The organism is Hirschia sp., from assembly GCF_058892565.1.
On record NZ_JBZXVU010000027.1, the window covers coordinates 1 to 26,636 of the forward strand.

The following is a 26,636-nucleotide window of genomic DNA, read 5'->3' on the forward strand; positions in this document are numbered from 1 at the left end:
TATGAAAAGGTTTGTCTGGGGTAGGATAAGATTGAGTTTTGTGCCGTTACAAATGTGACATTCTGAGAAATAATTAGTATCTCATCATCTCAGAATTTTGATAGCGTTCACGTCAATACGAGTCTTGCCAGTTACATCAGCATTGGCAAGACGATGCAGTGAAACTTTTTTATACTCAGCAGGTAAATGTAAGGCATATCGTTCTAATACATCCTTATCATTATTTTTAGGAAGAATAGAAAATAGCTCTTTTCCTACCCTAGTAAGCAAAGCAACAGGTATTCTTAAAGTAATCTCTGTTTCACTCTCACGATCTGCTACCAAACAATATTCTCCTAAAACCAATCTAAAATTCTTGCCTTTAATGACATTTCGGAGAGCATGCCCAGCATCTGGATTCACGACTAAACCTAAATGTTCTAAATGCAGCAACTCAAAATCAACCCCATAATTGTCACTGGTGGCGCGAACAATACAATCAGAATTCAAACAGTACCGAACTACTTTTTCAAAAAGTTCGGCTGTTTCCCGATCCAATTCAGAAACAACCCTTAAAGTAGTCAATGAAATACCATTTGGAGCCCTTATCTCTTTAGCAAGAACTCTCGCCCATAAATCTCTCAAATCATCACTAGAAGCTTTTTCGGCATGAGATTCAAAAGAGTTCATCCAGTCTTCAGAAATTTCATCTCCAACATCATCCGCTTCTTGTGCCTTATCTTCTGCTATATACTCTAGTGCCCGTTGCGCGATCTCAGCTTTGTTCTCAAACGCTCGAAACTCTTTTTCCATGTTTGATCGCGCAATTTTTTTTGCAAAGGCTGCTGCTTCAGGGTCATCCGAAATCATTTTCACAGCGTGCTCACCTGCAGCTTCTATAAGCTTATTTCTTTGATCATTCCTAAGCCTACGTCTCATATTAAACCCTTCAATTGAAGGGGTTGGAATATCTATTATACCGCCAAACAATCGGTCAATTGCAGCCACAGTCCTGCTTCTGACTTTAGCAGCCACACCGTTTTCTTTTAATTGTGCTGAAATACTGATTTCATTATCAAGATGATCTTTCGACATATAATTCCTCTAGAATACGCAACTCAAAGTACAATGAAATCTAAGTATATGAAAGCCTACTTCCTTTTCCCTCCCCGCTCTTTCCCGCGCAGGCGGGAATCTAGGGTGAGGTTTCCAGTGTTGATGGAGATCCCTGCATACGCAGGGATGAGCGGTTTGGGCTGTGTCAGCGGGCTTTATTCAAAGGCTCACGGTCTAGCGCAAAGTGATGGCTTTATGAGATCCGATTTATGGGCATTTTCAGATAGGACTGACCATCATCTTCTGCTGGTGGCACGGGGAACCCGCGCGAATATTGATCAGAGGCGAGCGGCTCAAAGCTCAACTTTGAGTTTCGTGACAATGGGCCTATAGATGAATGCAGTTCCGCGCGACGCTTTCGTCACTGCGGTAAAAAGGGAATGCAGATGACAACCTATCTTTCGAAAAGCGCCTCTAAAATAATGTCTTTGTTGGTTGTCGGAGTTTTGACTGCGGGTTGCGACTCTTTGCAAACCAAGGACGTCGCCCCTGTCAGCGCTTCTCAACACGCACCAGATATTTCTTGGCCGCAAGCAGAATGGGAATATTCGACACTTGAGGCAGAAGGCTTCGATCCAGATCCCGTCAATCTTTTCATTGAAGATCTAGTCGCGGAAAAATATGGCCGCGTTGATCATTTTTTGCTCATTCGGCATGGTCGCATCGTCGCCGAAAAGAAGATCGAGCGGGACTACGCCGCACTGGCCGCGACTCTTGATCAAGATGACCGATTAATGCCAAACTTTAGCAACCCTATCTACAATTACGACGATGCTAATTTGCATCCTTATTATCAGGGAACGGATTTGCATTCCATTCAGTCCGTTACCAAGAGTATCACTTCTGCGGCTTTTGGTATTGCGATTGACGAAGGGTATATTGAAGGCACCGACGCACCGGTATTGCCCTTCTTTGACGAATACACATTCGACAAATCTGATCCCCGCAAAGAGCGCTTAACGATTGATGATCTCCTGACTATGCGAACCGGCATTGCATGGGACGATGAAGGTGGTTTTGGGTCTGAAACCGATAGCACTTACGCACTCGAAAATTCCCAGACGTGGATACAGTTCATTCTCGATCAGGCAATGTATGAGCAGCCGGGCACAGTTTTCCAATACAATGACGGCGCGAGCGTACTCTTGGGCAAAATCCTCCGCGTTGCGACGGGCCAGCGCGTCGACGCGTGGGCGAAAGAAAAACTCTTCGGTCCAATTGGTATCGAAGCGTTTCACTGGAAAATATCGCCGGATGGCGAGGCCGATACGGAAGGCGGGCTTTACCTTTCCGCCCATGACATGGCACGGATTGGCTACCTGTTCCTGCGTGACGGGCTATGGAATGGCAATCGCGTCATTTCGGAAGATTGGGTGCGCCGTTCCGTGGCCTCTAACGTTGCGTCTAGCTCAACCGGAGATAATTCCTCCCCCTTTGGCTATGGCTATCAATGGTGGGTGCCTGAGGACGGAAAGGGCCGCGCGCTCGGGTTTGGGGGATTTGGACTTGGGGGACAGCGGATCATGGTATTCCCAAAGTATGATGTCGTTGTCGTGTTCCAAGGTTGGGATCCAGTCGGCGAGTATTGGAACGCCAGCAATGCCTTTATGGAAACAATATTGCCTGCATCGCTTACTAAACCGGAATAGAGGGCTAGTTCTCCTATTGCCTGATGGTTTTGTTCTCAGTTTTTGGGTGGGGTAAAGTTTCCATAACTCGCCCCGCTCTTTCCCGCGAAGGCGGGAATCTAGGGTGAGGCTTCCAGTGTTGACGCAGATCCCTGCATACGCAGGGATGAGCGGTTTGGGGTGTGTCAGCGGGCTTTATTCAAAGGCTCACGGTTTAGCGCAAAGTGATGGCTTTATGCGATCCGGTTTATGGGCATTTTTAGATAGGACTGACCATCATCTTCTGCTGGTGGCACCGAGCCAGCGCGAATATTGACTTGCAAAGACGGCAGAATGAGTTTGGGTACTTGTAGCGTTTTATCTCTTGCTTCTCGCATGGTCACAAAAGCATTTTCATTTCCGCCTTGAAGGTGGATATTGCTGGACTTTTGCTGTGCGACACTTGTTTCCCATTGGGGTGTATCACGCCCTTCTGGCAGATAATCATGTCCAACAAAGATACGCGTATCATCAGGCAGGGATAGAATTTTCTGTATGGATTGATACAGGGTGCGCGCATCTCCGCCCGGAAAATCTGCGCGTGCTGTGCCATAATCTGGCATAAACAATGTATCGCCAACGAAAACAGCATCCTCGATAATATAGGATACACATGCCGGCGTATGACCGGGTGTGTGCAGCACTTTTATTTGGCTGTTTCCAAAGAGAATTGAAGCGCCATTTTCAAACAAAGCATCAAATACATTGCCATTTTCTTCTACATCCTTGGCATTGAAAATCGTTTTGAAGACAGACTGCACTTTGACTATATTGGCACCAATTCCGATTTTAGCGCCTGTATGCGTGCGCACATAATCGGCGGCAGACATATGATCGGCATGTGCATGCGTGTCTAGCACCCATTCTAAGGCAATGGCCTGTTCTTTAATGTCTGCAAGGATTTGATCGATTGAATTGGATTTTAAAGATGCGCTGGGCAGATCAAAATCCATCACAGGATCAATCAGCACAGCATGATTTGTGGCTTTGTCCGTGACAAGATATGTGACCGTGTTCGTGGCGGTGTCAAAATAAGCTTTAATATCAATCATAATACATCTCCTTGCCAATCTATATATTAATACTTGCTAAATTTAGCAATAACTAATATATGAGACTTCATGAACAAGATTGACGCACGCATAAACTCACAGCCTAAGCCAGCTGTCCCACCTGCTGTTTTCAAGGTGATTAAAGCCCTTGTCAGCATTTATTGTCCGGAAATAGAAAAATGAGCACGCTTACAAAAATACCGCCCAAAGATACTGCGGCAAAAATCAATGCTGGTGAAGCGGTTTTGATTGATATCCGCGAAGCAGATGAATATGCGCGTGAACATATTGAAGGGGCGCGATCTTTGCCCGCATCAACTTTTGACTCTGCGCAAATCACTTTAAATGCAGGCCAACATGCTATCTTTCATTGTAAATCAGGAATGCGCACAGATTCTCATTGTGAACGGCTCTCAACCCTAATCGATGGAGAGGCCATGATGCTGGAAGGCGGATTGGATGCTTGGCGTGCAAATGGTCTGCCCACTATTAAAAACAGCAAAGCACCACTTGAAATAAACCGTCAGGTTCAAATCACAGCCGGCAGTCTTATTCTTGCGGGGTTTTTATTGGGACATTTCCTTCAACCCGAATGGCATATCTTGTCCGGCATTATTGGCGCAGGTTTGATGTTTGCTGGCATTAGTGGCTGGTGCGGCATGGGCAAACTGCTTGCGATCATGCCTTGGAATAAAACAGCTCAATAAAAAACGTCACATGATAGAGTTTATCCCCTCCATAATCATATTGACGCTTTTGAGCGGCATTATTGTTGGCATCTTCCTTGGAACATTTGGAGGGGGTGGCTCAGTATTGGCGGCCCCGCTTTTGATATATCTAGTGGGGATTGAAGATCCTCACATTGCGATTGGGACATCTGCTGCTGGTGTGGCTGCGATTGCGCTTTTTAGCCTGATTGGACATTGGCGTGGAGGACGCGTTAAATGGCCATGCGCTATCACTTTTGCTGTGTCTGGATTGTTAGGGTCCATTATTGGCTCAAGCCTTGCGAAAATCACCCAAGGCGATGTGCTGATGATAGGTTTTTCAGGCGCGATGGCATTGATAGCCCTATCCATGTTCAAAAAGCCTAAATCGATAGGTGACCCTGAAGTTCATCTCACACCAGCGCTGACAATGAGGTTGGCTCCCATTGGGATGATTGTGGGTGTTGCAGCAGGTTTTTTCGGTATTGGTGGCGGGTTTCTCATCGTGCCCGGATTGATGCTGGCTGCTGGCATGACAATGACTAATGCCACAGCTTCTTCTCTAGTATCTGTTGCAATATTTGGTGCGGCCACTTCAGCAAATTATGCAATTTCAGATATGGTGGACTTCCGCCTGACAGCATTATTACTTGTTGGCGGCGTTATTGGCGGGATTATTGGGATTTATCTAGCGAAACTAATCGCCAATCATACGCAATTGGCCCGCGCTTGTTTTGCCAGCATGATCATGATAGTCGCAGTGATTGTCGGCGTGCAATCGGTCAATGCTGTCATGGCAGGATAATCTTAAGACACCCGATCACAAGAATATAAAAAGGCCGGACACGTCGCAATGACGATCCGGCCCTTTTTTATTTAGTTCTAAAACTTGTTTACACGTTTTAGCCTACGATTTCTTCTGGACGGAAGAAGTAGGAAATTTCACGTGCAGCTGATTCAGCAGAGTCTGAACCGTGTACTGAGTTTTCACCGATTTAAACCCATCGGACTGCCGCTTTCCCAGTAATTTCAAATATGCTAGTTGAATTTCTGCATATAAGGCTTGGAGAATGGTATGAATTCTAGATTGGGCCAGCTTGTATTCAAGCTTTTGTTTGGCAGTTTTTTCATAGCAACAGCAACGGGCTGCACCTATTTAAGCAATGTTTCCAAACAGGCTACATATGAGCGCATTCAAAAAGAGGCCCCTTCTCAGCGCAATCTAAAATTCTTGCTGAGTAATCAAACCCATTTTGTCTATGGTCGCATTCTTGATGAGGAAAACCAACATGCAGGAAAGACAATTGCGATTGCAGCATTCTCAAGTAAATTTGAAGAAAACGAGCTGGTCGACAAGACCTTCAGCACCAATATATCCACCCATTATGGGCTAAATCTACCAGATGGCAATTTCGACATTTTTGCTTTCACTGACAGCGATCAGAATGGCCAAATGGACCAATCTGAAATTATAGGCCAGCTAAACCTGACACTCTCACCAAATCAACAGTCAGAAAATGTTGTTAGCGAGGCAGATATAAAGCTAACGGGGGAATATTCCGTTGATTGGGAAATCTCGATCGACGTACCCGCTGCCACCAGTAATGAAGAGTCGTTATTCTTTCCCAAAGGTACAATTCGATCACTCGATGATCCCCTATTTGATCGCTCCAATGCGACTTTAGGAATGTATGAGCCTGGCGCACTGCTAGAAACATCGCCTACAATGTTTCATGCGCTTGAAGAGGAAACCTATAAGATACCGGTGATCTTTGTGCATGGCATAGGCGGCAGCCCGCGTGATTTTGCAACAATCGTCGAACAGCTAGATCGAGATAGGTATAAGCCTTGGTTTTTCTATTATCCATCCGGTGCTGACCTGAACCAATTGTCTAAACTTTTTTACGATATCTTTTTATCCGGTAAAACAGTCAATTCTAGTCTACGTCCTACCATAATAGTGGCTCACAGTATGGGCGGGCTGGTATCGCGTTCAGCGCTTAACCGGATCAAAGGCAGAGATAGTGAAAATAAAGTAGAATTGTTCATCACCATATCAAGTCCCTTGGGCGGCCACCCTGCCGCTGCAAAGGGTGAAAAACATGGTCTAATCACTTTACCATCTTGGCGAAACTTAAACCCCGATAGCCGATTTATCGAAAAACTCCACGCCAAGCCTTTACCAAAAGGCATCGATTACAATCTGATCTACACATATAAGGACAAGACTGATTTTGAAAACGGCAAAGGAAACGATGGCGTTGTTCCACTCGTTAATCAATTAGAGCCTCGGGCTATGGCCCAAGCTGACACTCAATTAGCAATCAACAACACCCACACGGGGGTGCTTGAAGATCCACAAGCCATTGAACACATCATCAACGCCATAAATCAGGTCAAAGGTTATCTGCCAGAATCGCACTGGAAATACTTGATGATGGATGGCTATGATGTTGGCTCAGACGAAGAATACACGCCTCTGGAACGCTACAGTCTGAATACTTATGGCCCTTATATGAATGCCTTAGCCAACAAAGACATTCATCATCTGAATATCCCGATACTCAAGCAATTTGTTGATGTTACCGACGGCAAGATAAAAGCAAGAACTCCCAGTGAAACAGCTTGGTTAAAATACATCGCTTCACGCCCAAACTAAATTCCGATAAAAAAAAGCCCGCCTAGCGCTAACTAGACGGGCTTTTCAGATTTTTAGTTCTAAAACTTGTTTACACGTTTTAGCCTACGATTTCTTCTGGACGGAAGAAGTAGGAAATTTCACGTGCAGCTGATTCAGCAGAGTCTGAACCGTGTACTGAGTTTTCACCGATTGATTGTGCGAAGAGTTTGCGAACAGTCCCTTCAGCAGCTTCTGCTGGGTTTGTTGCACCCATAACTTCACGGTGCTTAAGCACTGCGTCTTCACCTTGAAGAACTTGAAGAACAACAGGAGCAGATGTCATGAACTCAACAAGTTCACCAAAGAATGGACGCTCAGAGTGCTCAGCGTAGAAACCTTCAGCTTGAGCAGCTGTCATGCGAACGCGTTTTTGAGCGACAACACGAAGACCAGCATCTTCAAAAACGGCATTGATTTTACCAGTTAGGTTGCGGTTTGTTGCATCTGGTTTGATGATAGAGAATGTGCGCTGAATAGCCATTTTCAAACTTCCTATTGGGTTCTACTTATTAACGAAACGGATTCGTTTTGCGCCGTATAGACCGCCTTGCTTGCTGGGGCAAGGCCTAGTTTAATATGCTTATATATTCAAGTTTAGGGCAGTTATGATGATTGTGAACATTGAAGACTTTTTCATCAAAGGTTGTGGCCGATGCAAACGATTTGATACGCCGGATTGCTCTATCCAATTTTGGCAAGTGGGCTTAAATAATCTACGATCGATCTGTCTGGATATGGGTCTGGTCGAAACTGTAAAGTGGGCGCATCCCTGCTATATGCATAGCGGCAGGAATATCGCTATATTTGGGGCGTTTCGTGGTGATTTTCGGTTAAATTTTATGAATGCAGCCCTGTTAAAAGATCCCGACGGGATTTTAGAGAAACAAGGTGAAAACACGCAATACCCGAACATGATCCGATTTACAGATAGTATGCAGGTCAAAAAACTGGAACCGATTATCCGCCAATATTTAGCAGTAGCGATGGACTATGCGAAAAATGGTATATTACCAGAAAAAATAGTGACCGAACTTGTATTGCCTGACGAATTGATTGAGGTATTGGATGCTGATCCTGAATTAGCAGAAGCTTTTCATAGCCTGCCCCCCGGACGCCAGAAAAGCTATGCCCTGAATTTAAATTCAGCTAAAGCTGCACAGACTCGGTTTAACAGAATTGAGAAGTTCCGTCCTAAAATTATCGCAGGCAAAGGCGCAACAGAGCGGTAGAAACTACCCTTTTTTATCCCAACCGCCGCGATCATTTTGTTGAAAATAACTGACGGTCTGGCCAGCATCTTTTGCGCCTTTAAATTGGCTGCGTGCTGTGTCTCTGGCGTTAAAATCATCACCATCGAAAACAACCATGCACCTTACATATTGGGTTGCATCATCTGGTTCATTGGGCAATCGCTTACCGTCTAGTAATACAATAATATCGGCTTTATTGGCAGGCTCTGGTGTATTGGATAACAAAATAGGCTGAGCCAAAGGGTCAATCTCGTCGCGGCCACCAATACGGGCATGTGGCAGGAAGCTATCAGCTTTCCATGTCCACAAACCCAGATCTAGTTTTGGTAGACGGTCCCCATCGCCAACGATGAGAACGCGCCAATCTTTTTGTAAACATTTTTCCAGCAAAGGGCCGAGCGCCTCCTCTAAGGAGGTGCGCTCTAAATGATAAAACCACCATTCCCCTTTAGATTTAGGGGCACCCGTTGATTTGCTAGAAGCCTCTGACAATCGGAATTAATCCTCGAAATTGTCAGCGACGATACGGTCAAGCAAACGCGGGCCAAAGCCAGACGCCCAACCCGCTTCCATTGGACGGTTTTTGCCAGAGCGCCAAGCCACACCTGCAATATCAAGGTGTGCCCAAGGTGTATCATTTTCGATGAAGCGACCAAGGAATTGCGCAGCTGTTGCAGAGCCTGCCAATGGACCACCCATGTTTCTCATGTCAGCAAAATCAGAATCGATCTGTTTGTCATAAGTTGATGAAAGCGGCATACGCCAAACTGTTTCGCCTTCGGCTTTACCAGCTGCATCAATCTGAGCAGCAAACTCATCATTGTTAGAGAAGACACCGGCGTGCTCGTCACCAAGGGCTACAAGGATCGCGCCGGTTAGCGTGGCCAAATCAATGATAGCGCGTGGTTTGTGTTTTTCTTGAGCATACCAAAGCACATCTACTAACACCAAGCGGCCTTCGGCATCAGTGTTTTGGATTTCAATAGTTTTACCAGCGGCAGATGTGAGAATATCGCCGGGGCGGATCGCATTTCCATCTGGCATATTTTCAACTAGGCCAACCAAACCAACGACGTTGGCTTTGGCTTTGCGTGTCGCGATTGATTTCATCGCACCAACAACAGCTGCAGAGCCACCCATATCGCCTTTCATATCTTGCATATTAAGGCCAGGTTTAAGCGAGATACCACCTGTGTCGAATGTCACACCTTTACCAACAAGCGCGAGCGGAGCTGCGTCTTTATCTTTGCCGCCATTCCATTTCATGACAACAAGGCGAGATCCTTTGACTGATCCCTGCCCGACACCGAGCAATGAACCCATGCCTAATTTTGCCATGGCTGGTTCATCAAGCACTTCGACTTCAAGACCTAAAGCTTCAAGCTCTTTGATACGCTCAGCATAACTTTCAGGGTGAAGCGTGTTAGGTGGCTCATTCACGAGATCACGCGCTAGCTCAGTGCCTTCAGCGGTCGCGGATAGACGTACCCAAGCAGCTTCAGCATCTTTTGTAGATGCGCCAACAACGCCCACTTCGCTGAGTGTTGGTTTGGCATCATCCTTCAAAGTTGTGCGGTAATTATCGAATCGGTAAGAGGCTAAACGAGCACCCAATGCGAGACGCGCAGATGCTTGGCCAGCTTCAACGCCAACAATATCAAGAGATTTTGCACCTGAGACGAGAAGTTTTTTAACAAGGCTTGCACCGGCATTTTCATATGTGCGGTCATCTGCTTTATCTTCTTTGCCAAGGCCGACAATAAGAATGCGTGAAGCGTTTGAACCAGCAGGTGCAAGGACTTCTACAATTTGCCCTGCTTTGCCTTCAAACCGTGCGGCTTCTGCTGCTTTTGAAAGCGCGTTTTGGCTTGCTTCATCTGCTGCTTTAGCTGAAGCAGGAATAGCTGAGCCTTCAAAACCCAAATACGCGATTGCTTCAGCATTCGCTTCGCTTTTAAAAGTAATTTTCATTATTGCTCATTCCTTAATTCGATTTATCAAGCCTGCCTGTTTCGACATTTCATCTGAAATAAGCGTCGACAGCTTGTATGCAAGGCGTTAGGCACAACTTATAGAGTTAATCTGATTGATGAAATCATAGACATGAGAAACGTCTAGGAATCAATTAGAGTGAATAAAAAGATTGGCCGAGTTGGTGAGATATTCCAGTGAGGCTAAGAGTCAACACACGTATCAGAGGAAGTGAATGGATCGCTTTCAGCAATATCTTTTCGGAAACGTCCTGCGCACAATGGTCTCTATTGTCGGGGGACTCGTGCTTATTGCGCTCCTTACGCAAGGTTTAACCCAGATAGATCTGATTGTGGAGAACAGGCAATCCGCCTTTACCTTCCTCTATGTTTCCATGTTGGCAGCGCCGCAAGTCATCGGTCTACTTCTCCCGATTGCACTTTTTGTTGCAGCGATTGCAACACTAAACCGCGCCCACAGAGATAGTGAAATTGTTGTTGCGCAAGCTGCGGGTATGTCGCGTTTGCAAATCGCATCCCCTGTTCTTCGTATTGCTGCTATCGCGGCCCTTCTTCATCTTTGTATCAATCTCTGGGTTCAACCTGCATCCTACAGGGAGATGCGGGAAACGCTGACATCTGCTCGAACTGATTTGGCGGCAACACTTGTTAAACCAGGGGAATTTAACTCACCTGCGCACAATCTAACTGTTTATATTGGGAAAAGCCTTGGCGGCGGCGAGCTGCGTACGCTCTTGATTAGTGATGCGCGTGATCCAGATGCCAATACCACTTATATTGCCAGAACGGGGGCCGTCACCGAAGTAGAAGGTGTACCGGCCATATTGATGCGTAATGCCCGAGTCCAGAAAATCGATGGAAACGGGCAATTATGGGATGGAACATTTGATCAATATATATATGAGCTAGCTGCTTTTGTGGATTCAGACACAAGCTATGTTCTAAAAGCATCCGATAGATTTTTGCATGAATTGCTCTACCCTGATTTCAACAATTTCTATGACAGAGATAATGCCGAGAAATTTTACGCTGAAGGGCATTCTCGCTTAGCCTTGCCGCTCATGAATATGTTTATGGCTATGCTGGCTGTGGTTGCTGTGCTTGGCGGTGATTTCAGCCGTCGCGGCTATCAAACGCGTATTTCTGTCGCCACGGGAATTGGTTTGTTTGCCCAATTGCTTGCATTGGCGTCTGTTTCTGTTGGCGAAGACAATCCCAAGCTGAACTTTATCCAATACCTAATTCCAATATTGAGTTTCACCATTCTCGCCTTCATGTTTTTCTGGGGCCGTAGCCTTAAACTCGCCGCACATGCGATGAAAAAAGAAGTTATAAAACAGACAGATTGCGACAATTCGGGAGCGGCCGCATAAATGATAGTTAGTCGCATACAAACTTATATATTCTGGGAATGTGTTGCAGGGTTGTTGATGACACTGGGCATCATTCTAGGCGCAATTTTGCTCGTGGATATGGTTGAGCAACTTAGAACTGTCGGCGCGAGAACTGAGCTTTCTCTATTAGGTGCATTCCAGCTAACGGCCTTGAAAGCCCCTCAATTGATTCTGGAAACGATGCCATTTGCAATTTTGGTGGGGAGTATGCTCGCATATTCCAAACTCAACCGGTCATCAGAGCTATCGGCTATTCGTGCGTCCGGCGTGTCTGCATGGCGTTTTCTGGCTCCCACTTTCTTTCTAGCAGCGTTCCTTGGCTGCATAGCAATGACCATTATTGATCCGCTAGCCACCTTCTCAAATGCCAAATATGAAACTGAGAAAACGCTATTGCTTGATGACACCGGCGCTGTCAAAGACTCCGCCAAAAGGCAAAAGAAAGTCTGGCTGAGACAAGGCACAGATACCACGCAGTCAGTTATTCATGGTGAGGTTCTGCCCAACGACAATAGTAGTCTTCAAAATGTCGAGATATTCATTCTTGAAAAAGATGGCGACGAGTTTGAATTTCAACGCCGAATAGACGCTAAGAAAGCAACTTTGAGACCCGGATTTTGGCAGCTTGAAGGTGTTACCGAATATTCCAGCGACAATGAACCGATAAAACAGGACTATTTGGCACTTACAACCACATTAGATCCAAGCACGATATTAGATCGTGGTACGGATGAAAAATCTATCTCCTTCTGGAAATTACCGCAATTGATTCAAGATGCGCGCAGAGCGGGACTGGATGCAGATAAATATATCTTGAAACTACATACGCTTTTAGCGATGCCAGTCCTCTTGGGTGCCATGGCACTTATTGGTGCTGTGGTGTGTTTAAGGCTCAGACGATCCGGCGGCGTGACCCAATTGCTCGCAGCTGGAATCGGCGCTGGTTTTCTACTTTTCTTTGTCAATCAAGTCTCGAAAGGGCTTGCCAGTTCGGGTGCAACACCGCCGCAGGCAGCAGCTTGGGCACCGGCGCTGATTGCACTGTTTAGCGTCCTGAGTATTATAGCATTCGCAGAAGATGGGTAAACTTACAGAAAAATGCTTCATTTTTAGCTGGACGTTGTTATGCCCTTTGCCTAATCAGAAGGTATTGAAGAGTTTAGTATCTGCAAATGTTGCGGGCGAGGAAATATAGTGGTTTCAAATTTTTTCCGATACGCGGCCGCATTTGGCGCAGCTTTTTCTATGTCAAATGCTGCTCTTGCCCAAACCGGAACTCCAACAATTTCTCAAGAGCAACGTGTTTACATCAACGCGGAACGCCTCATTGAGGATCGCGACAATGAACAAGTTATCTATGAAGGTAACGTACTCGCACGTTTTGAAGGCCGGTCACTGAGGGCTGATCGCGTAATATACGACCGCAAAGAGAGGCTCGTTCGGGCGCAAGGCAATGTTGAAATCATTGATGATGATGGACAATCCCGATTTGCCGATGAAATTCAGGTCAATGAAAACCTAAAAGACGGTTATGCGTTGAACTTCTCTTCACGTCTGGAAGGCGGCGCAGTGGCTACGGCTGCAGCAGCGATCCACAATCAAGAAACAGGCAACACTCTTGAGCAAATGGCTTATACTGCCTGCCCTGTATGTGCAGAGCCTGGCAGTGAGCCAACATGGTCGATCAAAGCCAAACGCGCCGTTCAAAATAAACAAACTCAAATGATTAGTTATCAGCACGCCTTTTTGAATATCAAAGGTGTGCCGGTTATGTATATCCCGTATTTTGCTCACCCTGATCCGAGTACAGAAAAACGTTCAGGTCTTTTGGCACCTGATTTTGGCTTAAGCCAGAAAACAGGACTAGCCTATGAACAACCGTATTACTGGGCAATTTCACCATCCTCAGAACTTACTGTTTCGCCGACATTCTACCAAAACGTAAATCCTCTATTGGGATTAAAATACAAAAAACGGTTCTGGTCAGGTTATGTGTCGGCAGAAGGTGCTTTTACAAATGATAAGTATTTTGACAGTGACGGCGAAAAATATGGTGAAGACACATGGCACAGTCACCTTTTTGCTCAGGGCTTGTTTGAGATAAACAAAGACTGGAAATGGGGGTTTGGTACAGAAGCCCAGTCAGATGACTTATACGATCTTAGGTATGACATTGACGGCCAATATCAAACCCGTGGTATTTATGCCAGTCAATCTAGAAGCCTTCTGACTCAGCTCTACACACAAGGCCAAACTGAAACAATGTATACTGAAGCGGGGATTCTTCGCTTCCAAAAGCTTACAGGTGTTGATCCAGCAACAACTCCAATTGTTATGCCAACTATTTTCGCCGAGAAAAATTTTGGTTTAGGTGAATGGAAAAACATTGATCTAGGTAATATTTCAGTTGCCGCATCAACGGCGGTTGTCAAACGTGACCTTGGTGTATCTTCAACACGCGTCACAGCGGATACAAACTGGCGCACAAGGAGTGTGTTTGGACCCGGGTTAGTTCTTGAACCATTTGCTGAAATTCGTGGTGATTTCTACGATATATCAGATACTTATGATGTGTATGAAGAAAGCACCTATAGCCGTGGACTAGGATTAGCTGGGGCACAAATTAGTTTTCCTCTAACTCGCAGAGCTGGCTTGTTCGATATTATTATTGAACCTACTGCTATGGCAGCATGGGGAACGAGCGGTGCTAATGGGGATGAAATTCCCAATGAGGACAGTTTAAGTTTCGAAGCTGATGAATCCACTCTGTTTAAGCCCAATGGTGCTTCCAATTACGACCTATGGGAAGGCGGCGGCAGATATTCCCTTGGTTTCAACGCAGCCGCGCGTTGGGGTAAAAACAACTCAATTAACGGTGTGTTTGGCCAACGCTGGAGCGATGAGGAAGATTCAAGTTTTAACGAGTTGACCAATCTGTCCGAAAAAGAATCCGATTATGTGGCATCGGCTGCTCTGAATTTGGGAACTGCGTTTAATTTGAGTACCCGCCTTAGAATTGATAAAGAAAACTTTGACCTTAAACGTATCGATGCACGCGCCACTGTTGATTATTGGCGTATCAAAAACACCTTCCAGTATTTCCGCCTAGATGAAACCCTAGCAGTCGGTGGTGAAGAAGGTTTTGCATCGCTTGGAACACTGAAAATAAACGATAATTGGGGATTGATCGCAGGTATAGACAGAAACATAGCGGACGAATTGAACATACGTCAGTCTTACGGTGTATATTTTAAAGATGATTGCTCTTTGTTTCAGCTAACTTATGAAAGAACACAGACACTTGATCGAACAATTGGGCCATCTGAATCCATCAATTTCAGCTTTGCACTACAATCCCTTGGCAATGCGGGATCAAACCAATTTGACTAAACTCAAAAACTCTTATTGTACCCGTAGTGAGAAATCACAGAATATTGCCATAGAGTTTCCTTTTTTTTAGTTAGAATGCATAAGAACAGCGCTTTCTAATTGCGACTTTGTTCAGAAACGCTATGTTCGGCGATCTGTGAAAATACAAGATGAGCACTAAGTGGATAAATATATGAGACTTACTAAATCCAAGCTGAAATACATTGCACCCGTTATTGCAAGTTTTCTCGCTTATGCTCCAATTCCTGTGCACGCACAGTCTGCAGACGCCAGTAACGTCCCTCAAATTGAAGCTGTTGAAGGCACTGTTGCGATCGTCAATGATCAACCAATTTCCTATTCTGATGTTCGGCAACGCGCTCAATTTATTCTGGTCAGCCTTGGTGTTCAACCCAATGCCGAGACAATCCGACAAGCTCAAACACGTGCTATTGAAGGGCTAATTGACGAAAAGCTACAGCTTCAAGAAGCTGAAACATACGAATTAGTTGTTGAAGAAGCAGAAATAGACGATTCAATTGCGAATATAGCTGCACGTTCAAACGCGACTCCAGAGGACTTTTTGCAAGGTCTTGCTCAAGTTGGTTTAAGCCCGCGCACTCTAAGAGATCAGATCAGAGCGGATATTGCATGGCGCCGCCTCGTTGGGGGAAGATTTGGGTCTCGCGTTCGTATTTCCAGTCTACAAATTGATGACAATTTGGAACGCTTGAACAAAAGCATGGAAGAACCTCAATACCGTATTGCTGAAATTTTCCTTCCGGGCATTACACAAGAAGAAATTTCTGTTGTGTATCAAGGAGCTGAAGAATTAAAACGCCAAATAGAGAACCAAGCCGCTCCTTTCGAAGCAGTCGCGCGTCAATTTTCAGCTGCCCCAACAGCAAGCGCTGGTGGTGAAATTGGTTGGTTAGGTGAAAGCCAGCTAAAAAAAGAATATGCTGATCAAGTTCGCGCCTTATCGAAACCGGGTTTAACTGACCCTATCGTGACAGATAATGGCGTTTACCTAGTATCTTTGATGAATAAGCAAGCCCCTGTTGAAGAAGCTCTAGTTGGCTTCAAACTCAAACAAATTTACGCGACAGGAGCCGATGCAGTTTCAAAAGTGGAAAACGCAGCCGCACAAATTGAAAACTGCGCAGCTTTAGACAATGAAAGCGCTTCCCAAGAAGGCGTGGCGTTTGTTGATTTTGGCGTGACCCAACTCACAGAGTTAAGTCAGCAATATCAAGACCTTTTCAATGCCCAATCCGACAATTCCCATAGTGCGCCAATAATGGTTGCAGATAACAAAGCAGCGATTGTTTATGTTTGCTCTCATGAGATGTCACGCGGCAACATGCCTACACGTGCCGACATTGAAGACAAACTGCACGGTGAAATGGTTGATATGATGGCTAGTCGTTACCTAAGAGATCTACGACGCGACGCGACCATTATTCGCCGATAACATTATCACGACCAAGGATAAAAAGTGAGCGACAACCTGCCTCTTGCTGTGACTATGGGCGACCCAGCAGGTGTGGGCCCCATTCTTACATGGCGCGCGTGGCACCAAAGATCGACCACGCAACGGCCTTTTTTTGTTATTGCTTCATATGAGATTCTAAAAAATTCTCAAGAATTATCTGGAGTAGACGGCAATATTCAAATCATTGAGACACCGGCTGATGCAGAAAAAGCTTTTCACACATCTTTGCCTGTTCTTGAAATTGAATGTCCTGACACCAAGACAGGCCAACCCAATGCTGAATCTGCGGAAGCTATTATAGCTTCTATAGAAAAAGCCGTTGAATTGAGCTTTGAAAACAAAGCTGCTGGCGTTGTGACCAACCCGATCAACAAAGCTCTTTTATACAAGAAAGGCTTTAAATTTCCCGGGCACACAGAGTTTCTGGCTGAACTCGCACGTCAACATACGCACATGTCTAAAGCGCCTCTTCCTATTATGATGCTGGTCGGCGGCGGCCTTCGCGTCGCGCTTGCAACAATACATGAGCCACTGCGCAAAGTTCCAGATTTACTCACCCAATCCCTGATTGAGGAAGTCTCTAGTATCGTTCATGCGGGGCTTGTTCGTGATTTTGGCTTCTCGTCTCCTACTATCGCCCTTGCGGGTCTCAACCCACATGCCGGCGAAGAAGGTAGTCTTGGTATGGAAGAAATTGAGCAAATCAATCCGGCTGCTGCCGCATTGAGGCAACGCGGATTACAAATATCGGATGCGCAGCCGGGGGACACTGTTTTTCATGCCATGCTTGAAGGACAATTTGATGCTGTGATTGCCATGTATCATGATCAAGGATTAGCGCCGCTTAAATCTTTGGATATGTGGGGCGGCGTGAATGTGACACTCGGCCTACCCTTTATCCGTACATCGCCTGATCACGGAACAGGATATGGCGTCGCAGCTGATGGATCTGCACGACCTGATAGCCTGATAGCCGCAATAAATCTTGCATCAGATATGGCAAAGGCGCGCGCAAACGCCTAAAGACAAGATATGTCAGATCCACACATCCTAAATGCGCGTGCCAATAAATCTCTTGGCCAACACTTTTTATTCGATCCGGATATTCTAAACCGGACTGCCCTTTCTGCTGGGCCAGTTGAAGGACGCACTGTGATTGAGGTTGGCCCCGGACCGGGCGGCCTGACAGCTGCACTGCTGCGCAATGGCGCAAAAAAAGTTATTGCTGTGGAGATGGATGCGCGTTTTGCAGAAAACCTGCGTAGCTGGAAAGAGTATAAGGAAGGCCGCCTCAGCGTCATAGAAGGGGACGGTCTATCGCTGGATTATCCCAAACTCATCGAGGGGGAGGATAAGCCTGTAAAGATTATTGCGAACCTTCCTTATAATGTTGGTACGCCAATGCTTATCAATTGGATCAAATCTGGTTCATGGCGCGGCGAAATGGGGTTGATGTTTCAGCATGAAGTGGCCGCCCGTGTTTGTGCGCAACCGGGTGAGAAACATTATGGGCGCCTCGCTGTTTTATCCCAAGCTGTTGCCAACACACATATCGCTTTCACCCTGCCGCCGGGCGCATTTAAGCCGCCGCCGAAAGTGGATTCTTCTGTCGCGGTGCTAATGCCCCTGCCCGAAGATAAGAAATACACGCATTTAAGCACGCTAGAGCAAGTGACTGGTGCTGCCTTTGGCCAACGCCGTAAAATGCTGCGCGCTAGCCTTAAATCTCTTGCCAAAACCAAGAATATGGATGCTAGCGAATGGCTAGAAAGCTGCGACATAGACCCAACCCGCCGTGCTGAAACATTGGAACAATTTGAATTTAGAGCCCTAACTGAAGCTTTTCGCGTTAAGTAAATTCGGTGTTCGGAAATATTTTAAAACAATAATTCCAAATGTTCGGCATCAAATAATAGCTTATCTACACGGGCACCTTGGCTTGGTTTGCGGCGATCTAGACGTTCAGTGATGAGGATAGCGCATAATTCGTCATAGGCTGTTTCAACATCATCATTGATGAGGACGAAATCATACTCTCCCCAGCGTTTAATATCTGGTCCGGCACCTGATAAACGCTCCTTCACATTTGCAGGAGTTGCACCAGGGCGTCCTTCGAGGCGAGATTTCAATTCCGCAATACTAGGCGGCAGGATGAACACAGAAACAACATCCCCCGGCATGACCTGTTTAAGAACGCGCGCACCTTGCCAATCCACGTCAAACAGAACGTCGGTTCCCTTACGCTGAAGGCGTTCAACCTCACCGCGCGGTGTTCCGTAATAGTTTCCAAACACTTCTGCCCATTCTAGCAGCTCATCATTTTTGATTAGCTCTTCAAATTCTTCGCGTGTTTTGAAGTAATAGTGTTTGCCTTCTGTTTCATCTGGGCGGCGTTTGCGTGTTGTCGCTGATACAGACAATTCAACGCCTGCCATTTCGCTTAACATGCGGCGAGTCAGTGTCGTTTTACCAGCCCCAGATGGACTAGAAACGACGAACATGACACCGCGACGTTCAGGACGTTGAGGTTGAATTGGCTTATTCGACATTTTGGATCTGCTCTTTAAATTGATCGATTCCAGTCTTAAGGGCTAAACCTACATTTGTCAGGTCTAGTGACGCGGATTTAGAACATAAAGTGTTTACTTCGCGGTTAAGCTCTTGGCACAAAAAGTCTAGTTTACGACCACGCGCGCCATTGCCGGAAAGCAATTCACGTCCAGCTACAATGTGTGCATCAAGGCGGTCGAGTTCTTCTTTCACATCAGCTTTGGCAGCAAAAACAGCAGCTTCCTGCGCAATGCGCTCTTCAGTAATTTCATTTTCTTCACCCTGCAGTGCTTGCAATCGCGCAATGAAACGCTCTCTCACAAGTGCGGGTTGTTCTTGTGCAATTTGTGCAGCTTTTTTTGAATTGAGTTCTAACTCATCAAGAATACCAGTCAAAATTTCTAATAATGCAGCGCCTTCAGAAGCGCGCGCCTCTTCAAAAGAGCTAAGCGCCTCATCAAGACTGTCTAGCAATTGCGCCTGCATCTCATCATCGAATGTATTGGATGAACGACTAGACCCAAGGGCGATGACACCTTTAATATTTAAGAGCTGTGATAAATTGTCAGGAAGTGTCTCATTTAACTGGGCTTGAATTCGGCTTTGGCGCGATAGACGCGCCAGCAGGGCCGTATCCACTCGCGGACCACTTTCAACACGCTCATGCTCTACCTGCAACTGAATCTGCAAATTACCGCGAGTGAAACGCGCTTTAACGCGCTTTTTGGTTTCAAAATCTAGTGCATCCAGCCCCGATGGCGTATTCAGGCGGATATCTAGACCTTTACCATTTACACTACGGATTTCCCAAACCCAATGGCCCCAATCCGCACTGCCGTCAGCACGTCCAAAACCGGTCATACCCATTAGAGTCATACCGTTTATCTCCACCAATATTTTATCAAGCTATTGCTTTTTTTCTCGTTCAATACGCCGCCAATTTGCAACATTTTGCAAATGCTGAGCGTGCGTCACAGCAAAGGCATGCCCACCAGAACCATCCGCCACAAAGAATATATATTTAGATTGCGGAGGGTTTAACACAGCGGCGATTGCTTCTTTACCCGGATTGCATATCGGACCGGGCGGCAAAGCTGGAATACGATAAGTGTTATAACCCGTTTCCATATTCAATTCGCTACGGCGGATACCGCGCTGATTGCCATTTTTATCAATCAAACGTCCATTACTACAGCGATCAGGATGTAGCATACAGACACCATATATAATCGTCGGATCTGTTTCTAAACGCATGGAACGTTTTAAGCGATTGGTGAAAACAGCAGCGACTTCAGGGCGCTCTTCGGCAAGCCCGGTTTCCTTCTCGACGATGGAAGCTAAAATGATTGCATCACGTTTCGTTTCAATTGGAATCCCGCCTTGGCGCTCAGCCCACAATTGTTCAATTAAAATATTTTGTGCTGCAATCATGCGCTTAATGACATTGGCTCGGCTTTCGCCGCGTACAACCATATATGTATCTGGAAGCATGACCCCTTCGGCAATATCGGCAGGTACTTCTCCCGTCAGTATTTCTTCATTGGCCAAACGCTGCAAAATCATAGCACTTGTCAGGCCCTCAGGAATCGTAACCGGATATAAAAGAGATTTACCTTCTTCCAGTATTTCAACAATTTCTTTTAAGCTCGCGCCGGAGGGAATAGCAAATTCTCCAGCTTTCATGCTTGTTTCAGCTTTTAGAAGTTTGGCAGCTAGACGAAAATACCGTTTGTCTTTAATGGCACCTGCCTCAAGCAACACATCACTCATTCGTGCGACACTTGCCCCGCTGGGAATTGCAACTATTCGATCATCACCCGTTTGAGTGACAGGCCCCTCAGCGATTAATTGTTGCTTGGCATAAAAATACCCGCCTCCAGCCATAGCTGCGGCGAGTATTATCAAAGCTAGCAATAGCGAAACGAGAATTTTCAAGGCTCCGCCCTTTTTCTTTGGCGGCGTGTCAAAACTCGTTTCGTTCATATGCTAATCTACTTGCTTAAGGACCAATGCTGCGTTCGTACCACCAAATCCAAATGAGTTGGAAATAGCACTCTTAACTTCCCGTTTCACGGCCACTTTAGGAGTCAGATTGACTTCAGCCTCAAAGGACGGATTCTCAAGATTAAGTGTAGGAGGCACGACATTGTCACGAATAGCAAGAGCACAAAATGCAGTTTCAACAGCACCCGCAGCCCCTAAAAGGTGACCAATAGCAGATTTAGTTGAAGACAGATTCACGTTCTTAGCATGATCACCAAGTACCCGCTCAACAGCGCGCACTTCAGTCTCGTCACCCGCTGGTGTTGATGTTCCATGTGCATTCACATAGTCAATATCAGCGGCTGTTAGACCTGATTTTTCTAACGCAGAACGCATCGCACGCTCACCGCCATTACCAGATGTATCTGGTGATGTGATGTGATAAGCATCGCCTGACAGGCCATATCCTGCAACTTCTGCATATATTTTAGCACCACGTGCTTTGGCATGTTCGTATTCTTCAAGAACAACGATACCCGCTCCCTCTCCCATAACAAAGCCATCTCTGCCTTCATCATACGGACGGGACGCCGTTTCTGGCGCATCATTATAGCTTGTAGACATTGCACGACAGGCAACAAAGCCAGCAATACCAATTCGACAAACAGCCGCTTCAGTTCCACCCGCGATCATTACATCTGCATCACCAGATTGAATGAGGCGTGCACTGTCACCAATCGCATGTGCACCAGTCGCACATGCGGTCACAACAGCGTGGTTTGGACCTTTAAAGCTGTATTTAATAGAAACTTGACCCGATACCAGATTGATCAATGCACCCGGAATAAAGAATGGGCTGATCTTACGTGGGCCTTTTTCATGCAACACAATGGATGTGTCAGCGATGGAAGAAAGACCACCAATACCGGAACCGATTAAAACACCTGTACGGTATTTTTCATCATCGGTTTGAGGAACCCATCCTGAGTCGGCAACTGCTTCATCAGCAGCTGCCATCCCATATAGGATAAATTCGTCGATGCGCCGTCTTTCCTTGGCTGACATAACCAAATCAGGATCGAAAGAAGCTGGATCATTTTCAGATCCACCACCGCGACCAGATTTCCAAGGAACTTGACCAGCAATCTGGCAAGCCAGATCGTCAGTCTCGAAAGTGTCAATCCGGCCAACGCCAGATTTCCCCTCGATAAGTCGTGACCAAGTCGCCTCTCGCCCATGAGCTAGAGGCGTCGTTAGCCCGATACCTGTAATGACTACGCGGCGCATCAAATATCTAAAGCTTAAACGCGCTCTTTGATGAATTTAACAGCGTCACCAACAGAGTTGATTTGCTCTTGAACTTCATCTGGAATTTCAATTGCGAACTCTTCTTCAAACGCCATTACAAGCTCGACTAGGTCAAGACTGTCAGCGCCAAGATCTTCTTGGAATGTTGCTGCTTCTACTACTTTGTCGGCGTCTACTTCCAGGCGCTCGACCACGATTTTCTTAACGCGTTCGATTACGTCAGCCATGGCTAAACCTCTTCTTTGTTAGCGGCTATTCGGAGAGACCCCGTCTTGCCTTGATGGAATGGCGCGTTAACACACCATATTTTTTTTTACCATACTCTAAAACGAAATTAACCGCTTAGAGCATAGCCATTCCGCCGTTCACATGCAGAGTTTGTCCTGTCATGTAACCAGCTTCACTACTGGCCAAATAAGCGACTGCGGCGGCAATGTCAGCCCCTTCACCCAATTTACCTGCAGGAATCGACGATAAAATGTGTGTTTTCTGCGCTTCATTAAGCTCATCCGTCATTGGAGAGGCAATAAATCCGGGTGCAACACAATTTACAGTAATATTACGACTCGCAACTTCTTGGGCCAAAGATTTAGAAAAACCGATCATCCCAGCCTTTGATGCAGCATAGTTGGTTTGCCCAGGATTTCCAGTCACACCAACAATACTTGTGATCCCAATGATTCGCCCAGAACGACGTTTCATCATGCCGCGCATGCAAGATTTAGCCAGACGGAAATAGGATTGAAGATTTACATTCAAAACTGTTTCAAAGTCTTCTTCTTTCATCCGCATTAATAGACCATCGCGCGTGATACCAGCATTCGCAACGAGAATATCGAGTCCAGCACCCAATGCCTCTTCAGCCTTACCAACGAGTGCTGTTGTTTCTTCAGCATCAGATAAGTTACATGGCACGGCAAAAGCGCGTTCACCCAGCTCTTCAACCAAAACGTCGAGTTTTTCTTTACGCGTTCCAGATAACGCAACTGTCGCACCTTGAGCGTGGAGCGTTTTAGCGATCTGTCCGCCAATTCCACCAGTCGCCCCAGTTACCAGCGCAGTTTTTCCGGTTAAATCAAACATGGATATGTCCTTTAGGCTTCGTCTAACGATTTTGCGAAAGCTTCAAGATCAGCTGGCGCATTCAGCGCCACACCTTTAAGCGAACGCGCTATACGTTTATTCATTGTTGTTAGAACCTTGCCTGCACCAGCTTCTACCGTGAGGTCAAGCGCTCCGCCATCTTCAGAGGCCATCCATTCAACACTTTCACGCCAACGTACACGCCCTGTGACTTGTTCCACAAGCTGTTTACGAATCGCTTCAGGATCTTCTGTTGGACGCGCGGTTACATTCGCCACCAGCGGAGCCATTGGCGCTATAATTTTTGTCTCAGATAAAGCAGCTTGCATCTTATCCTGAGCTGGCTGCATCAATGAACAGTGAAAAGGCGCACTTACAGCAAGTGGTACGGCCTTTTTAATACCAAGATCACCCGCAGCAGCACACGCAGCATCAATTGCAGCTTTCGAACCAGAAATAACAATCTGGCCCGGCGCATTATCATTTGCGATATCGCAAGCACCGTGTTTTCGGCCAATTTCAATCATGGCTTCAGCTTGCGCTTGGTCTGCACCAAGAAGGGCTGCCATTGCACCTTCGCCCGGCGCAACTGCTTCTTGCATCGCTTCACCGCGCAAGCGCAAAAGCTTAGCTGCATCTGCAAGTTTGATCGCACCGACAGCAGCAAGCGCCGAATATTCACCTAAAGAGTGTCCAGCAACAAATTTTGCATCAGCTGGTTTCACATTGAATTCATTTTCCAATGTCCGCATCACAGCAATAGACACTGCCATTAAAGCAGGTTGAGTATTAGCCGTCATAGTGAGCTGCTCTTCAGAACCATTCCAGATGAGATCTGAAAAATTCTCACCAAGTGCAGAATCCACTTCATCAAAAACTGCTTTGGCAGCTGGAAATGTATTAGCTAGTTCTTGGCCCATTCCAACGCTTTGCGCGCCTTGTCCGGGAAATATAAAAGCGTATCCGCCCAATGTTGTCACTCCAAATTTGTTTCGTCTTTGGTAAATGGGGAAACCAAAATCCACAACAGGTTAAATGCATGATTTTTGTGAGAAGGGCTTATATTGAAGAATTACTTGATTCGTCCTCGAAAAAATGCATATTGCGCGCTTCGCCAGATTGGCGGTCCCGCTTACGTTGTTTGTAGGCATCCGGGATCCGACGTTTTTAGGTCGCCCTTCGTCCTTTAAGCGCCGCCAGTCGTTAGAAGGGAATTATCTATGGCGTTCTATGAACACGTGGTCATCTCGAGACCAGACGTATCTCCACAACAAGTTGAAACACTTGTTGAAGAGCTTACAGCAATTGTTACTGAAAAAGAAGGTACTGTCGCAAAGACTGAGTACTGGGGTCTTCGTAACCTTGCATACCCAATCAACAAATCCCGCAAGGGCCACTACTCACTTCTGAACATTGATGCACCTCCTGCAGCAATTCACGAAATTGAGCGTCGCTTGCGCATCAATGAAGACGTTATTCGTTTCTTGACTATCAAGGTCGAAGAATTGTCTGAAGAGCCTTCACCGGTTCTATCCCGCAAAGATCGCGGCGACAAAGGTGACCGCGGAGATCGCGGTGGTGATCGTGGCGAACGTCGTCCACGTCGTGACCGTGAGGAATTCTAATCATGGCTCAGCAAAAACTGAATATTTCAAACATCCCTTCACGCCGTCCATTTGGTCGTCGTCGTAAGGTTTGCCCATTTTCAGGCGATGCAGCTCCTGCACTTGACTATAAAGATGTAAAACTTCTTCAGCGTTACATCTCTGAAAAAGGTAAAATCGTCCCTGCACGTATTACCGCAGTCAGCCAGAAGAAACAGCGCCGCTTGTCTCAAGCTATCAAACGTGCACGTCACTTGGCTCTTCTGCCATATGCTGTGAAATAAGGAGATTAAATCATGGATGTTATTCTCCTAGAACGTATTGAAAAGCTTGGTGCTATTGGTGACGTGGTTACTGTAAAGAACGGTTTCGCACGTAACTTCTTGCTTCCTCAAAACAAAGCGCTTTTGGCAAATGCTGCTAACAAAGCACGTTTTGAAGCTGAGCGTGAACACATTGAAGCGCGTAACGCTGCTGCAGCTGAAGAAGCTCGCAAATCAGGTGAGAACCTTGATGGCGCTGCTTACGTAATTATCCGTCAATCAAGTGACACAGGTTTCCTTTACGGTTCTGTGTCTGCTCGTGATATTTCGGATTACGCAAAATCATTGGGTCACCCAATCGAGCGTAACCAAGTAGACTTGAACCAACCGTTCAAGAAAATTGGTCTTTACGAAGTTAAAGTACGTCTTCACGCTGAAGTCGTTATCACGATTACAGTCAACATTGCGCGTTCTGAAGAAGAAGCTGAGCGTCAAGTTGCTGGTGAAAACGTTATCGAAGCTACACTTGAAGCAGAACGCGCTGAAGCAGATGCACAAGCTCAAGAGATGGCTCGCGCCTCTCGTGAAGCTGCTGCTCAACGTGGTGATGTGGACGAAGAGCTTTAAGCTTTTTAAGCGACAAAATTTTAAAGGGACCTTGGCAACAGGGTCCCTTTTTTTGTTCTCTTTTATTCTCTATTTTTCCACAGGACGACAAAATCTGTGAAGTTTGACAAATCTGCTAGAGATCTCTGCCAAAAAAAAGGTTAATATCGTTAACATGACACAAGATGATATTCCCGAATTTCCACCTGCAGACTTTCCCGACTCTATGCCGGAAGGTCCACCTCCTGATGGAAATTATGAACAATTAAGTCCATTCGACGATTTACTGCCAGCAAGCCCAGCTTCTGGCAATGCATCAGCGCCGGGCAAAAGCAATGGTTCGGCAGGTACAGGCTCAACCGCTGATGAGCCGCACAACCTCGCCGCAGAAATGGCGGTTCTCGGGGCTATTCTCTACGATAACAACGCATATCAGCGTGTGGGAGATATCCTGCTAGGCAGTGATTTTTACGCTCCTGCAAACACGCGAATCTACGAAACAGCACAATCCATGATCATGAAAGGTCGCGTCGCAGACG

At 46.2% G+C, this 26,636-nt stretch carries 27 protein-coding genes and 1 pseudogene; 15 read left to right on the plus strand and 13 right to left on the minus strand.

Annotated features, from left to right (window positions below):
* Window positions 1–84 precede the first annotated feature (84 nt).
* On the minus strand, window positions 85–1,074 hold the full coding sequence (locus AC5EF3_RS10865; RefSeq protein WP_493548068.1) for a DUF2806 domain-containing protein: 990 nt from the start codon (window positions 1,072–1,074) through the stop codon (window positions 85–87).
* 407 nt (window positions 1,075–1,481) lie between these two features.
* Here AC5EF3_RS10865 and AC5EF3_RS10870 point away from each other — a divergent pair, with 407 nt between their 5' ends.
* On the plus strand, window positions 1,482–2,744 hold the full coding sequence (locus AC5EF3_RS10870) for a serine hydrolase domain-containing protein (protein ID WP_493548069.1): 1,263 nt from the start codon (window positions 1,482–1,484) through the stop codon (window positions 2,742–2,744).
* A gap of 212 nt (window positions 2,745–2,956) precedes the next feature.
* Here AC5EF3_RS10870 and AC5EF3_RS10875 read toward each other — a convergent pair whose 3' ends face one another.
* Complete coding sequence (locus AC5EF3_RS10875) at window positions 2,957–3,814, minus strand: MBL fold metallo-hydrolase (RefSeq protein WP_493548070.1); 858 nt, start codon at window positions 3,812–3,814, stop codon at window positions 2,957–2,959.
* A gap of 179 nt (window positions 3,815–3,993) precedes the next feature.
* Between AC5EF3_RS10875 and AC5EF3_RS10880 the strand changes: the two genes are divergently transcribed.
* Window positions 3,994–4,521 carry a rhodanese family protein gene (locus AC5EF3_RS10880; RefSeq protein ID WP_493548071.1) on the plus strand — a complete coding sequence of 176 codons (528 nt, stop codon included), beginning with the start codon at window positions 3,994–3,996 and terminating at the stop codon, window positions 4,519–4,521.
* Between the two features lie 10 nt (window positions 4,522–4,531).
* Entirely contained in the window at window positions 4,532–5,326 is a 795-nt protein-coding gene (locus tag AC5EF3_RS10885; protein ID WP_493548072.1) for a sulfite exporter TauE/SafE family protein, read from the plus strand.
* A gap of 97 nt (window positions 5,327–5,423) precedes the next feature.
* Here AC5EF3_RS10885 and AC5EF3_RS10890 read toward each other — a convergent pair.
* Window positions 5,424–5,516, minus strand: a pseudogene (locus tag AC5EF3_RS10890) (nucleoside-diphosphate kinase); the annotation flags it as partial.
* An 80-nt stretch (window positions 5,517–5,596) separates the two neighbouring features.
* On the opposite strand from AC5EF3_RS10890, the gene AC5EF3_RS10895 reads away from it, so the two are divergent.
* Window positions 5,597–7,180 (plus strand): PGAP1-like alpha/beta domain-containing protein, encoded by a 1,584-nt coding sequence (locus AC5EF3_RS10895; RefSeq protein WP_493548073.1) that lies wholly within the window; start codon window positions 5,597–5,599, stop codon window positions 7,178–7,180.
* A 79-nt stretch (window positions 7,181–7,259) separates the two neighbouring features.
* Here the strand turns inward: AC5EF3_RS10895 and ndk are convergent, their stop codons facing one another.
* The gene (ndk, locus tag AC5EF3_RS10900) at window positions 7,260–7,682 is read right to left on the minus strand and encodes a nucleoside-diphosphate kinase (protein ID WP_015827759.1); all 423 of its coding nucleotides are present in this window, start codon (window positions 7,680–7,682) and stop codon (window positions 7,260–7,262) included.
* Window positions 7,683–7,809: 127 nt separating this feature from the next.
* Between ndk and AC5EF3_RS10905 the strand changes: the two genes are divergently transcribed.
* Entirely contained in the window at window positions 7,810–8,430 is a 621-nt protein-coding gene (locus tag AC5EF3_RS10905) for a YdeI/OmpD-associated family protein (protein ID WP_493548081.1), read from the plus strand.
* Window positions 8,431–8,433: 3 nt separating this feature from the next.
* Here the strand turns inward: AC5EF3_RS10905 and AC5EF3_RS10910 are convergent, their stop codons facing one another.
* Complete coding sequence (locus AC5EF3_RS10910) at window positions 8,434–8,943, minus strand: DNA polymerase III subunit chi (RefSeq protein ID WP_493548074.1); 510 nt, start codon at window positions 8,941–8,943, stop codon at window positions 8,434–8,436.
* Window positions 8,944–8,949: 6 nt separating this feature from the next.
* On the minus strand, window positions 8,950–10,422 hold the full coding sequence (locus AC5EF3_RS10915; protein WP_015827761.1) for a leucyl aminopeptidase: 1,473 nt from the start codon (window positions 10,420–10,422) through the stop codon (window positions 8,950–8,952).
* Window positions 10,423–10,657: 235 nt separating this feature from the next.
* Between AC5EF3_RS10915 and AC5EF3_RS10920 the strand changes: the two genes are divergently transcribed.
* From AC5EF3_RS10920 to rsmA, 6 genes are all read left to right on the plus strand, one after another.
* Window positions 10,658–11,815 (plus strand): LptF/LptG family permease, encoded by a 1,158-nt coding sequence (locus tag AC5EF3_RS10920; protein ID WP_015827762.1) that lies wholly within the window; start codon window positions 10,658–10,660, stop codon window positions 11,813–11,815.
* On the plus strand, window positions 11,816–12,922 hold the full coding sequence (gene lptG, locus AC5EF3_RS10925; protein WP_015827763.1) for an LPS export ABC transporter permease LptG: 1,107 nt from the start codon (window positions 11,816–11,818) through the stop codon (window positions 12,920–12,922).
* Window positions 12,923–13,081: 159 nt separating this feature from the next.
* Window positions 13,082–15,226: an LPS-assembly protein LptD gene (locus AC5EF3_RS10930; RefSeq protein ID WP_233356661.1), complete on the plus strand. Its 2,145-nt coding sequence runs from the start codon at window positions 13,082–13,084 to the stop codon at window positions 15,224–15,226.
* Window positions 15,227–15,398: 172 nt separating this feature from the next.
* Window positions 15,399–16,679, plus strand: a complete 1,281-nt coding sequence (locus AC5EF3_RS10935; protein ID WP_493548075.1) for a peptidylprolyl isomerase — start codon at window positions 15,399–15,401, stop codon at window positions 16,677–16,679.
* A gap of 24 nt (window positions 16,680–16,703) precedes the next feature.
* Window positions 16,704–17,723, plus strand: a complete 1,020-nt coding sequence (gene pdxA / locus AC5EF3_RS10940) for a 4-hydroxythreonine-4-phosphate dehydrogenase PdxA (protein WP_493548076.1) — start codon at window positions 16,704–16,706, stop codon at window positions 17,721–17,723.
* Between the two features lie 9 nt (window positions 17,724–17,732).
* The gene (gene rsmA / locus AC5EF3_RS10945) at window positions 17,733–18,557 is read left to right on the plus strand and encodes a 16S rRNA (adenine(1518)-N(6)/adenine(1519)-N(6))-dimethyltransferase RsmA (RefSeq protein WP_493548077.1); all 825 of its coding nucleotides are present in this window, start codon (window positions 17,733–17,735) and stop codon (window positions 18,555–18,557) included.
* Between the two features lie 20 nt (window positions 18,558–18,577).
* Here the strand turns inward: rsmA and gmk are convergent, their stop codons facing one another.
* The 7 genes from gmk to fabD all read right to left on the minus strand — a co-directional run bounded on the left by gmk (window position 18,578) and on the right by fabD (window position 24,595).
* Entirely contained in the window at window positions 18,578–19,249 is a 672-nt protein-coding gene (gene gmk, locus AC5EF3_RS10950) for a guanylate kinase (protein WP_015827768.1), read from the minus strand.
* Window positions 19,239–20,126 carry a YicC/YloC family endoribonuclease gene (locus AC5EF3_RS10955; RefSeq protein ID WP_493548078.1) on the minus strand — a complete coding sequence of 296 codons (888 nt, stop codon included), beginning with the start codon at window positions 20,124–20,126 and terminating at the stop codon, window positions 19,239–19,241. The genes gmk and AC5EF3_RS10955 overlap by 11 nt, the downstream gene beginning before the upstream one ends.
* A gap of 30 nt (window positions 20,127–20,156) precedes the next feature.
* Window positions 20,157–21,233 carry an endolytic transglycosylase MltG gene (gene mltG / locus AC5EF3_RS10960; protein ID WP_493548079.1) on the minus strand — a complete coding sequence of 359 codons (1,077 nt, stop codon included), beginning with the start codon at window positions 21,231–21,233 and terminating at the stop codon, window positions 20,157–20,159.
* A gap of 3 nt (window positions 21,234–21,236) precedes the next feature.
* Window positions 21,237–22,520, minus strand: a complete 1,284-nt coding sequence (gene fabF, locus AC5EF3_RS10965; RefSeq protein WP_015827771.1) for a beta-ketoacyl-ACP synthase II — start codon at window positions 22,518–22,520, stop codon at window positions 21,237–21,239.
* A gap of 14 nt (window positions 22,521–22,534) precedes the next feature.
* A complete protein-coding gene (locus AC5EF3_RS10970) occupies window positions 22,535–22,768 on the minus strand; it encodes an acyl carrier protein (RefSeq protein ID WP_015827772.1) in 234 nt (77 codons plus the stop codon).
* 115 nt (window positions 22,769–22,883) lie between these two features.
* Window positions 22,884–23,624 carry a 3-oxoacyl-[acyl-carrier-protein] reductase gene (gene fabG / locus AC5EF3_RS10975; RefSeq protein ID WP_015827773.1) on the minus strand — a complete coding sequence of 247 codons (741 nt, stop codon included), beginning with the start codon at window positions 23,622–23,624 and terminating at the stop codon, window positions 22,884–22,886.
* An 11-nt stretch (window positions 23,625–23,635) separates the two neighbouring features.
* Window positions 23,636–24,595: an ACP S-malonyltransferase gene (gene fabD / locus AC5EF3_RS10980; RefSeq protein ID WP_015827774.1), complete on the minus strand. Its 960-nt coding sequence runs from the start codon at window positions 24,593–24,595 to the stop codon at window positions 23,636–23,638.
* A 249-nt stretch (window positions 24,596–24,844) separates the two neighbouring features.
* On the opposite strand from fabD, the gene rpsF reads away from it, so the two are divergent.
* The 4 genes from rpsF to AC5EF3_RS11000 all read left to right on the plus strand — a co-directional run.
* A complete protein-coding gene (gene rpsF / locus AC5EF3_RS10985; protein ID WP_015827775.1) occupies window positions 24,845–25,249 on the plus strand; it encodes a 30S ribosomal protein S6 in 405 nt (134 codons plus the stop codon).
* A 2-nt stretch (window positions 25,250–25,251) separates the two neighbouring features.
* Window positions 25,252–25,512 (plus strand): 30S ribosomal protein S18, encoded by a 261-nt coding sequence (gene rpsR / locus AC5EF3_RS10990; protein WP_015827776.1) that lies wholly within the window; start codon window positions 25,252–25,254, stop codon window positions 25,510–25,512.
* 12 nt (window positions 25,513–25,524) lie between these two features.
* On the plus strand, window positions 25,525–26,118 hold the full coding sequence (rplI, locus tag AC5EF3_RS10995; protein WP_015827777.1) for a 50S ribosomal protein L9: 594 nt from the start codon (window positions 25,525–25,527) through the stop codon (window positions 26,116–26,118).
* A 154-nt stretch (window positions 26,119–26,272) separates the two neighbouring features.
* Window positions 26,273–26,636: DnaB-like helicase N-terminal domain-containing protein (locus tag AC5EF3_RS11000; protein WP_493548080.1), on the plus strand; the 364-nt coding region annotated here is incomplete at its 3' end.